The following is a 12,256-nucleotide window of genomic DNA, read 5'->3' as shown; positions in this document are numbered from 1 at the left end:
GATGTACCTCCTTATAAAAAAGAGCCATTCATGGTTCATAATTCATAATTCATAATTGCAGCAACTTTGCACAGCTTTACAGAAGAGAATTATATCAAGGCTATTTACAAGCTCTCTGTCAACGGTACGCAGGAGGTGAATACGAATGCCATAGCCGAGGTGCTGGACACCAAAGCGGCTTCCGTTACGGACATGCTCCGCAAACTGAGCACAAAAAATCTGGTGCACTATATAAAGTACCGGGGCGTGTCGCTGACGAAGGAAGGCGAGCGGGTGGCATTGCAGGTGATTCGGAAGCACCGGCTCTGGGAAGTGTTCCTGGTGCAGAAACTGAAGTTTAACTGGGATGAGGTACATGAGGTGGCGGAAGAATTAGAACACATAGGCTCTCCCCTGCTCACCCAACGCCTCGATGAGTTCCTGGGATACCCCCGGTTCGATCCGCACGGGGACCCCATCCCATCTGAAAACGGGGAGATAAAACAGAAAAAGCAGCGGCTGTTAGCAGAAATGGACGTGAACGAAGATGGCGTAGTAGTGGGCGTGAATGATTCGCAGCCGCTTTTCCTGCAGTACCTGGATAAGATGGGCATATCCCTCGGCTCCAGGATTAAGGTAATTGACCGGATTGCCTATGATAACTCCTTCGAGATCATCCTGGAAGATGATAGAAACCTGCTGCTTTCCAGCGAAGTGACAAAAAACATTTTTTTATCAGCATAAGGAAACGGAATATTGATTGACATCTTAACAGTTAATATTCGAGAGAAAAGTCCTCTTTTGAAGGAGGGCAACAATGACATATATCAGCACCTAATATGAAACCAACTTACCTCCTTCTGCTACTCGTCAGCCTGCTATGTGGTGCCTGTATGCAAACAGACAGCAAAGCTCCTATTCCTGCTGGTACACGCATGAAAGTGGTGACCACTACCAGTATTCTGGGAGATGCAGTGCAACATATTGCAGGAGATGCGGCCGATGTGGTTTCCATTATGGGGAGCGGCGTAGACCCGCATTTATATAAAGCGACTCAGGGAGACCTGCAAAAGCTGACAGATGCCGATGTCATCGTATACAATGGCTTGCACCTGGAAGGCAAAATGGGGGAAGTGATGGAGAAACTGGGCCGCCAGAAAACAATTGTGACAGCTACCGCGGGCATACCGGAAGCTTCGCTGCGCAAGTCAGCGCAGTTCCAGAGCAGCCACGATCCGCATGTGTGGTTTGATGTGGAGCTCTGGCAGGAGGTGGTAAAGCACCTGAGCCAGGAACTACAGCGTAAGGACACCGCCAATGCCATAATCTACCAGCAGAACACGCAGGCGTATATACAGGAACTGGAGGAACTGGATACATGGGTAACACAACAGATACAGTATATTCCTGAGCAGCAGCGCATCCTTATTACAGCTCACGATGCCTTTGGCTATTTCGGCGATGCCTATGGCATCCAGGTGCGGGGGCTGCAGGGTATCTCTACAGTGTCTGAGTTTGGCCTTCAGGATGTTTCCTCGCTCGTGAATTTTATTGTGGACAACAAGGTGAAGGCCGTATTTGTGGAGTCTTCTGTATCTCCCAAAGCCATAGAAGCAGTAGTCATCGGGAGCGAACAAAAAGGGCATCAGCTGAAAATCGGGGGCACCTTATACTCCGATGCTTTAGGTGAGGGGGGTACACCTGAAGGCACATTCACAGGTATGGTCCGGCACAACGTGAACACGATTGTATCTTCCTTAAATTAAAGTATAGCATTATGATACTTCAAGTAGATAATCCGGTAGTAGAGGTCCATGATCTCACCGTGAGTTACGACCGCAAGCCGGTGCTCTGGGGTATTGACCTGACACTGCCTGCCGGTTCACTGGTAGGTGTTATCGGTCCAAATGGCGCCGGTAAGTCCACTTTGGTGAAAGCCATGATGGACCTGCTTCCAACTGGCAGTGGCTATGTACGCATTTTTGGAAAGTCTATAAATGAGGTACGCAAGCGTATCAGCTATGTGCCGCAGCGGGAGTCGGTGGACTGGGACTTTCCGGCCTCTGTTTTTGATGTGGTGCTGATGGGCCGCTACGGCAAGTTAGGACTCTTCAGCCGCCCCCGCAAAGCAGACAAAGACGCTGCCATGGAGGCGCTTGTAAAGGTAGGGATGGAATCCTTTGCCAAACGGCAAATTTCCCAGCTCTCCGGTGGGCAACAGCAGCGCGTTTTCCTGGCCAGGGCCCTGGCCCAAAACGCAGACATCTACTTTATGGATGAGCCTTTTGCAGGGGTAGACATCGCCACTGAAACAGCCATTATAGAGCTGCTCCGCATTATGCGGGAACAGGGCAAAACAGTCATCGTGGTGCACCACGACCTGCAGTCCGCGGCTGAATATTTTGACTGGGTCGTGCTCCTGAACATGCGCCTTGTAGCCTCTGGCCCCACGGGGGTTGCCCTTACACAGGAGCTGCTGGAGCAAACGTATGGTGGAAAGCTTACAGTGCTGTCTAAAGTAGGGGATTTGTTGCGGAAGCAGGATTTTCCTTCCAGAGAAGTAAAAAGCTAATTCGGCCATGGATGCGTTTTTGGAATTCTTTTCTTTTGCAGATGCCAATGTGCGGTACGTCACGATTGGCTCTGTGCTGCTGGCTGCCAGTTCCGCTGTAGTAGGCTGCTTTACCTACCTCCGGAAAAGAGCATTGGTAGGCGATGCCGTTGCCCATGCCGTGCTGCCAGGGGTATGCCTAGCTTTTATACTTTCCGGCACTAAAAACCCCTTCATTCTGCTCATCGGTGCCTTCATCACCGGCTGGCTCTCCCTTATCTGCATTGACTTTATCACCTCCCGCTCCCGCATTAAAGAAGACACGGCCATTGGCCTGGTGCTATCGGTTTTCTTCGGCATTGGCATACTTCTGCTCACCGCCATCCAGCATTCTGGAAACGCGGCGCAAAGCGGTCTGGATAAGTTTCTGTTCGGTAAGGCAGCCTCCCTTGTAGGGGAAGACCTGATTGCCTTTAGTGTTGTGGCTGTGGTGCTGCTTGTTTCCACCATCGTGTTTTACAAAGAATTAACACTCCTTTGCTTTGACCAGGCCTATGCCCGAACCATCGGCTTTCCGGTGCGGGCACTCGAACTGCTGCTCACTACGCTTACTGTGTTTGCAGTGGTCGTAGGTATACAGGCAGTAGGCGTGGTACTAATGGCCGCCATGCTCATTACACCTGCCGCCGCCGCTCGCTTCTGGACAGACAGGCTTCCGGTCATGCTCGTCCTCTCTGCGCTGATGGGTGCTTTTTCCGGTATAGCAGGTGCCTTTGTTTCGTATACTGCCCCGGCCATGCCTACAGGTCCCTGGATCGTGCTCATCATTTCTATGATAGCCATTCTCTCTTTCGCGCTGGCTCCAAGCAAAGGCTGGGTAGCACGCATCATCCGGCAGCGCCGTAATCGTTCTCAGATGCTAGAAGAGAACCTGCTGAAGCTGCTCTATCACTTAGGAGAACAAAAGCAGGCTTATACTGCAGTTCATACGTTACAGGAGCTGTTGCAACGCCGGGCCATGCCAGAAAAACAGGCCAGAGCAGGCCTACATAAACTCAGAAACCAGGGCTATGTAAAAAAATTACCAGAAGGCTGGCAACTCACTACACAGGGCCAGCGGCGCGGCCAACGCGTAGTCCGGCTGCACCGCCTCTGGGAACTCTACCTCACACAGTACCTGCACCTGGCCTCAGACCACGTGCACGAGGACGCCGAAACAATAGAACATATTATCACTCCGGAACTGGAGCAAAAACTTATGGAAGAGCTAAGCTTCCCGGTGCTGGACCCGCACAGCTCACGGATCCCATGACAGAAGAAGGAGCAAGGACAAAGGAGGAAAGACAAAGGATGATTTTTTTTTAAAAATAATAAATAGATAAAAACCCACCCTACCCCTTCCAAAAGGTAAATTTCAGCAAGTGTAAAATGATTTGCTAACTAAATAAGTTTTGCTTGCTGGTTAAAAGACACAGTAAGGAAGTAGGAATTACAATGAAAAAGGCAATAGGCAAACTAGTCAAGCAGATTCCCCACCTTAGACTCTAAAAGTGCCCCCTGCACCCCCAGGAGGGGTCAGGGGTGGTTGGATCCGGTAAAACAGAAACAACTACAACAGACTCTGAACAAACAACCTTAAACTGATAATTGACCCATGTTAATTGATAAATGAAACATGAACGCATTTTGGATCATATTAACCGGTTCTTTAGTAGCCACCTGCTGTAGCCTGCTAGGTTGCTATTTAATTTTGCGCCGCATGGCAATGGTGGGCGATGCTATTTCGCATGCCGTACTCCCAGGCATTGTGATTGCCTTTCTGCTGACTGGTTCCAGAGACACTGTGCCAATGTTGATTGGCGCAGGCCTCCTAGGAGTGCTCACCACCCTCCTGATAGAATTCTTTCACCGCTACGCCCGTGTGCAGGCAGATGCTTCCATTGGAGTCACCTTTACCTGGCTCTTTGCCATCGGCATTATCCTGCTATCCGTTTTTGCAGGCCAGGTAGACCTTGACCAGGACTGCGTACTCTATGGAGAGATTGCTTACGTGCCCCTCGACCTCTGGATTACAGAAAACGGCCTGAGCTTCGGTCCCCGCACCGTGTGGACACTGGGGGTGGTAGCGCTACTCATCCTGCTGTTCATCGTGCTAGGTTACAAAGAACTTTTCCTGACCGCCTTCGACCCTGGCTACGCCGCAGCTATTGGCATTTCTACCTCTGCCTGGTACTATGCCCTCATGACAGCTGTGTCCCTTACGACCGTGGCATCTTTTGAGTCAGTGGGTGCTATTCTGGTGGTGGCGCTGCTGGTAGGCCCTCCTGCCACAGCTTACCTATTAACCGACAACTTTAAAACAATGCTGGTGCTTTCTGTGTTAGCAGGTATTTTGGCTTCCTTTGCAGGATACTACCTCGCCGTCTGGATGGATGGCTCTATTGCAGGAGCAATTGCAACATTTATTGGATTTGAGTTTCTACTGGCGTTTTTATTTTCACCAGCAAGAGGCATATTGCTACGAAGAAAGGTGCAGCCTGTTAACATCAATCAAGCAGATTCTGTAAGCAAAACTCTTTCATAGCTTCAGGCATGATTTATGAGTAAAGGGAAAAGTAATTGGTTGTGGTTAAAGCACCCTTTACCGTATGAGCTGAAAAATAGAATTTTTATATCACTGTAGTAGCTCAATTTACAACCATGGCGTGTTTAGTTTTAGAAATCAAGAAGATATTATAGCGTACTATAAACTTATGTTAATAAAGTCATTTCTACTTCCCATTTTAGCTACCGTCCTTTTTTCGGCTTGCCAGCAGCAAACACAGTTAACTGCAGGTTTAGCAGGTGCAGAAAATGAAACAATTATACCAGCTGTCTTTACTGCATCAGCTGAGGCCAGTACAGCAGCAGAAAAAATACAGTGGCTGACGATAGAACAGGCAGCTGAAAAAATGAAGCAGGAGCCGCGCAAAGTCCTGGTCGATGTGTATACTGACTGGTGTGGCTGGTGCAAAAAAATGGACAAGAACACCTTCACCGATCCGAAAGTGGCCGCTATCATCAACAAATATTACTATGCCGTAAAGCTTGACGCTGAAGGCAGGGAACCGATTGAGTTAAAAGGCCACACCTTCAAATTCAAGCCCGAGTATAAAGCACACGAGCTGGCCGTAGCGCTGTTAAATGGCCAGATGAGCTTTCCGACAACGGTATACTTGGACGAGCAGATGAACATGCTCACACCAGTCCCCGGTTACCTTGATGCCGAAAGCATCACACCCATCCTGCGCTACTTCGGCGAAGATCATCACAAGAAGATGACCTGGCAGGAGTATGAGAAAAAGAATTAACCTCCCCCCGGCCCTCTCCTAATAACAGGAGAGGGTGTTTTTTTGCTTGCAGTTTTTTTGAATGCTTAAAATCTGTCAATTGGCACCTATACAACGCATCCTTGCCTAAAATACTAGCAATGACTCCCTCTACTGTTTTTAGGAGAGGGTTGGGGAGAGGTAATAGCTCCCCTATTATATCCCTTATTAAAATCGTAAATTTGCACTTTGAACAAAGATTAATACACTGATTTGATAAACCAACATTTTTCCAGCGATACAATAGTAGCCGTCGCCACAGCGCCGGGAGTGGGCGCTATAGCCGTTATACGGCTTTCCGGTCCTGAGGCCATTTCCATTACGAATAAGGTCTTTAAAGGAAAGGATTTGAGTAGTCAGGCCAGCCACACAATCCACTTCGGCACCATACGCGACGAAGACAAGGTGCTGGACGAAGTACTAGTGTCGCTGTTTGTGACGCCTCACTCCTATACCAAAGAGAACGTGGTGGAGATTTCGTGCCACGGCTCCGACTTTATCGTGCAGCAGATAGTCCGGCTGCTGCTGAAACAGGGTGCCCGCCTGGCCAATGCCGGGGAATTTACGAAACGCGCTTTCCTGAACGGGCAGTTCGACCTGGCACAGGCCGAAGCCGTAGCCGATTTAATTGCGTCTGACTCTGCCCTCTCCCATGAGGTAGCCATGAAGCAGATGCGTGGCGGCTTTTCGCAGGAAATTAAGCGGTTGCGCGGGGAACTGGTGCATTTTGCCTCTATGATAGAATTGGAGCTTGACTTTGGAGAAGAAGACGTGGAGTTCGCCGACCGTGACCAGCTGCGCTCACTTATTTTGAACATACAGGCGATTATCCGCGAGCTGCTGAAATCTTTTGAACTGGGCAATGTCATCAAGAACGGGGTTCCAACCGTGATTGTGGGCAACCCGAATGCTGGAAAATCCACGCTCCTGAACAAGCTGCTGAATGAGGAGAAAGCTATCGTGTCAGATGTACCTGGCACTACACGCGATTTTATAGAAGATGAAATTAACATCGAAGGAATCACCTTCCGCTTCATCGACACCGCCGGCCTCCGCGAAACAACTGATAAGGTGGAAGCCATGGGGGTAGAGCGTACCATGCAGAAGCTCAGCCAATCGTCGCTGATAATTTACCTTTTCGACATCACCGAAGTAACAGCCAAAGAAGTACAGGCAGAGTTGGAAAGGCTCAACCCGAAGAAGTTGCCCTTAGTAGCAGTGGCCAACAAGATAGACCGTGCCCCTGCGGATAAAGTCGCTGCTTTTGAAAGTATAGAAGGGCTAATTACCATTTCCGCCTCAGAAAGTGCCAATTTGGAAGAGCTGAAACAGGCACTGGTGGAGAAAGTGAACCTAGGCAAGCTGAACACTCAAAGCCAGACCATCGTCACCAACCTCCGCCACGTAGACAGCCTGAACAAAACCTACGCTGCCCTCGATGATGTACTCAACGGCCTCACCCTCGGCGTCAGCAATGACCTCGTAGCCGCCGATATCCGCCGCGCCCTTTATACCTTAGGAGAGATAACCGGCGAGATTACAACAGATGATTTGCTGGATAATATTTTTACTAAGTTCTGCATCGGCAAATAAGACCTCAAAATATACCAAAACACTACTACCTAAAAAAGACCGTATACGGCTCGTATTCGGTCTTTTTTAGTACTTAAAACACATATCCGAATTCCTGCCATCTTCGTATATTTCAACTACATCTGTACCTCGCTTGTATCAGGTACAGGAATTTTGTACCTCAAAATAACAATTAGGCGAAATTACTTGACATAATTAACACTAATGCTACTAAAATAACTTTAGTAGCACTTAACCGGAACATGAGTTCGAACATAAAGATACAGCGGATATGCCAGCTTTGCGGAAAGGAGTTCACCGCCAGGACCACAGTCACGCAGTACTGCGGGGATGCCTGCGCTAAGCGGGCGTATAAGGCAAGGCAAAAGGCAGCCAAGGTGGAAACCAGCAACCGGCAGACAAAGGCCATTAAAGAGAAGCCGATGGAGGACCTGAAGGCCAAAGAGTTTCTGACAATCAGGGACACAGCTACGCTCCTGAGTTGCAGCAGGCAGACTGTCTATAACCTCATCAGAAAAAACATTCTGCAAGCCGTGAATCTCTCAGAAAGAAAGACAATTATAAAACGGTCTGACATTGACCGCCTCTTCCAGCTCACCCCGCTCCAGCTTCCCGCCGAGTCGCCTGACCAGGATACTTTCAACCCGGACGACTGCTACAGCCTGTCGGAAGTACAGGCCCTTTACCGCATTTCGGAGAAAGCCCTGCATGAACTAATCAAACGCAACAGTATCCCCAGGTATAAGCAAGGGATTTATGCCTATGTGCCCAAGGCTCAAGTAAAGAGCTTGCTTGGAACGCAACCAGATAAGGAAACAAAAACAAGAGAGCCATGACAAAAGTAAAACTACGCCGCAAGCCCATCTCCCAGGGGCGCCAGACGCTCTACCTGGACTTCTACCCTCCCATCCCGCACCCTGACACGGGCAAGCTGACCCGCCGTGAGTTTCTGAGCCTTTACGTGTACGAGAACCCAAAGGCCCCATTTGACAAGCAGCACAACAAGGAAACACTGCTTTTAGCAGAGAATGTGCGAGCCCAGCGGCAACTGGAAGTGCAGCACAGGCAGTATGGCTTCCTATCAGCCGAACAGCGGAACCGGAGGCTGCTGGACTACTATAGGGAGCAAGCTGAAAAGCGAACAGGGTCGAACAGCGGCAACTGGCAAAGCTCCATCTATTATGTAGAGCAGTTTTTCAATGAGGGGGTCAAGCTCTCCGAACTGAATGTGGCCGCCTGCGATGATTACAAACAATACCTGCTCACCGCCAAAAGCCAGCGCAGCCGGAAAAGAACCCTATCCCGGAATACGGCCCTCTCCTATTTCAATAAGTTCAAGGCTACCCTGCGCCAGGCATACAAAGATGACCTGCTCAAGACAGACCTGAACTTCAAGATTTCGTCCATTAGGGCCGCCGAAACGAAGCGGGAATACCTGACACTGGAGGAGCTGCAGGCTCTTTGTGATACCGAATGCTCCCTTCCTCTCCTGAAGCAGGCCGCAGTCTTCTCGGCCCTCACAGGACTGCGGTTCTCAGACATTCAAAATTTAAAATGGGGGGAGCTCCAGCAAAGTAAGGCTGAAGGACACTACCTGCAGTTCAGGCAGCAAAAGACAAAAGGCGTAGAAGTCCTGCCCATCCCGGAGCAGGCTGTGCGCCTATTAGGCGAGAAGGGGGCACCAACAGAAAGAATATTCAAGGGACTGGAATACTCCGCTTACAACAACACCCTGCTAAGGGAATGGGTGAAAGAAGCAGGAATCACCAAGTATATTACCTTCCACTGCTTCCGCCACACCTATGCCACCCTGCAGCTATCCCTGGGGACAGACATTTACACGGTATCAAAGCTCCTGGGGCACCGGGAGCTGAAGACGACCCAAATTTATGCTAAAGTCATAGACAAAGTGAAACGGGAAGCGGCTGACAAAATCAGGCTGGACATTTGAAAAAATTTAATGAGAACAGTAATTATATGCAACAGGAAGAATGAGTGGCGGCTCGTTAAGTTCAGGCTGATTGGCTGTAGCCAGAAATCCTGCCACCAATTTAACTAATACCTTCAGTTATCACGATGTAGATTTTTGTCAGTCACACTCCCGGAAGCCAGGAAATGCCACAGCATCAGCTGGAAAGGGTGAGAAAGCCGCAGCTATCGCAATAAGGATATTACCAATGCAATTTTAACTTTAAATTAAGTCAGTTATGGAAACGTACACATTTGAACAATTGCCGCAGGCCGTGAGCCTGCTGCATGAAAAACTAAACCAGATTGAGCGACTCCTGCTGGAGCGGCAGGAGCAGCAAAAGCCAGACGAAATTTTTAACACGGCCCAGGCCGCGGCATTTATCAACGTGTCTGTTGCCACCATGTACAGTAAGGTCTGTAACCAGGAATTGCCGGTAAACAAAAGGGGCAAGCGGCTTTATTTTTACAGATCTGAGCTGGAGGAATGGATCAAAGGAGGCAGAAAGAGAACCGCGGATGAACTGCGGTTGGAAGCACAGGAACATATAATCAAAAGTAAGAAGTATAGACGGTACTGATGATTTGCCAAAGTCCTTAGACTTCAAATAAAAGGTTCTTTTTTAAAAAACTATAGTTCGATTCCCCTACGGGCTACATGTAAGGGCCTCAGCAGCAGCTGAGGCCCTTTTTTAATGACCTTCGGACACTATTCGGACACTAAAAGCTGTACACTTCCTTCTAATAGGCTTATTAGTATCTCATCTGAGCCGAACTTTAGTATTAAAATCTACTTTGATGGCCCTTAATCATCATAGCAAATTCATAAAGCTTGCATACATGCGCTAGCTCCCTTTATTACTTACAAAGGTCCCACCTATTCATTTTTAACTAAATTTAACTTTATGTTAGTTAAATTATCCAGCATGTAAACAAGACAGGCATAGCTCCTATCTTACATAGCGAGAAGACAGCCATATATAACTATAAGTTCATAGACCTGTTTAGCAGCCAAAATGCAACTTTAGTATCTTTATGAAATATTCTACTAACATATGCCTGCTAACAACTATCCTTGGCAACGACTTTGGTTACAACAAGGAACTACTTATAGAAAAGATGTCAATGGATTTGCGACCTTTGACCAAATCCACTGGGGTAGTGAACATAGACAAGCATTTACACTTGCTCAGTTAAAAGATGTCAGATGTTTAGTGCTTCTCGGTGAGCCTGGTATGGGGAAAACAACCGAACTTAAACTCGAAGCCGATTCAGCAAAGGATAAGGATAATGAGAACAGTACTCATCAATTGTACTTTTCACTTAACTCGCGCTCATCAGAAGAAGCGCTTATCACCTCCCTTGAAAGAAAACCTGAATTCACTCAATGGTTAAAAAATGATGGCCCTTTTTATCTTTATCTGGATAGCCTTGATGAAGCTCTTTTGAATATAAGAACTGTTCTGGAAGCTGTCACAGATTGGCTGCATGACAACAGTGACAGGTTCCACATTTATCCCGACAATGCTGAACCTGAGGAAAGTGAGGAAGTAAATATACAGGTTAGTTCCCGCAAACTTTACCTGCGCATCTCTTGCCGCTCTGCCATATGGCATGAATTATACAAAGAGCAGCTAGAAAGCATCTTTGGCAGCAAGCAGTTACAAGTCTTAGAGCTTGCACCTCTTCAGAAGAAAGATGTGGCGTTAGCTGCAAGGGAGAATGAAATAGATGCGGATGCTTTCATTGCGTCAGTTATAAGAGCAGAATTGGCTGCTTTCTGCGCTGATCCAGTAGCACTGGAATTCTTAATACAGGCCTACAAGAGCGGTCAGTTACATGAAGAGGAGAGTAACAGAAGTAGCATTTTTTATCAAGGCTGCTTGCATTTGTGCCGAGGGGTAAATTCCACTTACAGCGGTAGGGCAACTTTGGCACCTGAACAACGCCTTCGCATTGCATCCCGCATTGCCGTTTATACAGTATTTTCTAATTTACCTAACATATTCAAACCCTCTTTCACTTCTATACCTCTTGAGGATGATTTACAGATTGACCACCTTGTTAGTAATGAATTCACCTTATCTAGCACCTACAAAGACTTAATAACTCAGGAACGGCTACAGGAGGTTCTAAACACAGGCTTATTTACGCTTGGTACAACTGAAAGTAGACTCACTTGGAGACACAGGACATACGCTGAATACTTAGCTGCATGGCACTTAAACGAACTCGGCATCCCTATTAAGCAGGCTATACAGCTCATTACCTCTCCCGCAGCCACAGGAAAGGTTCAAAACCAACTTCGGGAAACAGCGCTTTGGTTTACGACCTTAAACAAAGAAGCTTTTGACATCCTGCTACCGACAGACCCATTGACTCTTCTACAAGGATATAGACCTTTTACTTCATGCGAGAGAAGAGAGTTTGTAAAACATATTCTCCAGCTTTCCTCTAGTTTTGAACTACTCCACGGGTACCAAGACTACAAATATTTGGACAGGCTTTGCTATGACAATATGGCCTCAACGTTACAATCGTACTTCACAGACAACGGTGTCAATGATGAAACTAGACGTATAGCCTTAGTCATAGCAAAGAAGTGTACCGTTGCTGAACTGGAAGAAGAGTATAATACTCCCTTGATTTAGGGCCACTACTTTAATTGACGTATAACATTTAACTTAGTGGAACAATGAAAGGAACAAGAAGGAAATTCAGCGCGGTCTTCAAGGCCAAAGTAGTCCTAGAGGCACTGAAAGAACGGGAGAGCCTGGCGGAACTGTCAAAGCGCTTC

11 protein-coding genes are annotated in these 12,256 nt (G+C 47.8%); all 11 read left to right on the top strand.

The genetic code is table 11. The features are described from left to right. Positions 1-66: 66 nt before the first annotated feature. Positions 67-723: a metal-dependent transcriptional regulator gene (locus E1919_RS08835; RefSeq protein WP_162053002.1), complete on the top strand. Its 657-nt coding sequence runs from the start codon at positions 67-69 to the stop codon at positions 721-723. Between the two features lie 95 nt (positions 724-818). Next, positions 819-1,745 (top strand): metal ABC transporter solute-binding protein, Zn/Mn family, encoded by a 927-nt coding sequence (locus E1919_RS08830; RefSeq protein ID WP_162053001.1) that lies wholly within the window; start codon positions 819-821, stop codon positions 1,743-1,745. A gap of 11 nt (positions 1,746-1,756) precedes the next feature. Further along, positions 1,757-2,551, top strand: a complete 795-nt coding sequence (locus E1919_RS08825; protein WP_162053000.1) for a metal ABC transporter ATP-binding protein — start codon at positions 1,757-1,759, stop codon at positions 2,549-2,551. A gap of 7 nt (positions 2,552-2,558) precedes the next feature. Then, positions 2,559-3,842 (top strand): metal ABC transporter permease, encoded by a 1,284-nt coding sequence (locus E1919_RS08820; RefSeq protein WP_162052999.1) that lies wholly within the window; start codon positions 2,559-2,561, stop codon positions 3,840-3,842. Positions 3,843-4,205: 363 nt separating this feature from the next. After that, on the top strand, positions 4,206-5,114 hold the full coding sequence (locus E1919_RS08815) for a metal ABC transporter permease (protein ID WP_162052998.1): 909 nt from the start codon (positions 4,206-4,208) through the stop codon (positions 5,112-5,114). 169 nt (positions 5,115-5,283) lie between these two features. Then, positions 5,284-5,880 (top strand): thioredoxin family protein, encoded by a 597-nt coding sequence (locus E1919_RS08810; RefSeq protein ID WP_162052997.1) that lies wholly within the window; start codon positions 5,284-5,286, stop codon positions 5,878-5,880. 231 nt (positions 5,881-6,111) lie between these two features. Continuing rightward, positions 6,112-7,491 (top strand): tRNA uridine-5-carboxymethylaminomethyl(34) synthesis GTPase MnmE, encoded by a 1,380-nt coding sequence (gene mnmE, locus E1919_RS08805; protein WP_162052996.1) that lies wholly within the window; start codon positions 6,112-6,114, stop codon positions 7,489-7,491. 242 nt (positions 7,492-7,733) lie between these two features. Then, positions 7,734-8,327 carry a helix-turn-helix domain-containing protein gene (locus tag E1919_RS08800; RefSeq protein WP_162052995.1) on the top strand — a complete coding sequence of 198 codons (594 nt, stop codon included), beginning with the start codon at positions 7,734-7,736 and terminating at the stop codon, positions 8,325-8,327. Beyond that, positions 8,324-9,442 (top strand): site-specific integrase, encoded by a 1,119-nt coding sequence (locus tag E1919_RS08795; protein WP_162052994.1) that lies wholly within the window; start codon positions 8,324-8,326, stop codon positions 9,440-9,442. Before E1919_RS08800 ends, E1919_RS08795 begins: the two co-directional genes overlap by 4 nt. Positions 9,443-9,698: 256 nt before the next feature. Further along, positions 9,699-10,040: a helix-turn-helix domain-containing protein gene (locus tag E1919_RS08790; RefSeq protein ID WP_162052993.1), complete on the top strand. Its 342-nt coding sequence runs from the start codon at positions 9,699-9,701 to the stop codon at positions 10,038-10,040. A 474-nt stretch (positions 10,041-10,514) separates the two neighbouring features. Then, positions 10,515-12,110, top strand: a complete 1,596-nt coding sequence (locus E1919_RS08785; protein WP_162052992.1) for an NACHT domain-containing protein — start codon at positions 10,515-10,517, stop codon at positions 12,108-12,110. Positions 12,111-12,256 lie beyond the last annotated feature (146 nt).

Origin of the sequence: Pontibacter pamirensis (genome assembly GCF_010015475.1) — a bacterium.
GTDB classification, from domain to species: domain Bacteria; phylum Bacteroidota; class Bacteroidia; order Cytophagales; family Hymenobacteraceae; genus Pontibacter; species Pontibacter pamirensis.
This window is presented reverse-complemented; position numbering and strand designations above follow the sequence as displayed.

Coding starts and splice junctions, on each gene's coding strand:
- E1919_RS08825 (WP_162053000.1), top strand. CDS start 1,757: ATGATACTTCAAGTAGATAATCCGGTAGTAGAGGTCCATGATCTCACC.
- E1919_RS08820 (WP_162052999.1), top strand. CDS start 2,559: ATGGATGCGTTTTTGGAATTCTTTTCTTTTGCAGATGCCAATGTGCGG.
- E1919_RS08795 (WP_162052994.1), top strand. CDS start 8,324: ATGACAAAAGTAAAACTACGCCGCAAGCCCATCTCCCAGGGGCGCCAG.
- E1919_RS08800 (WP_162052995.1), top strand. CDS start 7,734: ATGAGTTCGAACATAAAGATACAGCGGATATGCCAGCTTTGCGGAAAG.
- E1919_RS08830 (WP_162053001.1), top strand. CDS start 819: ATGAAACCAACTTACCTCCTTCTGCTACTCGTCAGCCTGCTATGTGGT.
- E1919_RS08790 (WP_162052993.1), top strand. CDS start 9,699: ATGGAAACGTACACATTTGAACAATTGCCGCAGGCCGTGAGCCTGCTG.
- E1919_RS08815 (WP_162052998.1), top strand. CDS start 4,206: ATGAACGCATTTTGGATCATATTAACCGGTTCTTTAGTAGCCACCTGC.
- E1919_RS08810 (WP_162052997.1), top strand. CDS start 5,284: ATGTTAATAAAGTCATTTCTACTTCCCATTTTAGCTACCGTCCTTTTT.
- E1919_RS08785 (WP_162052992.1), top strand. CDS start 10,515: ATGCCTGCTAACAACTATCCTTGGCAACGACTTTGGTTACAACAAGGA.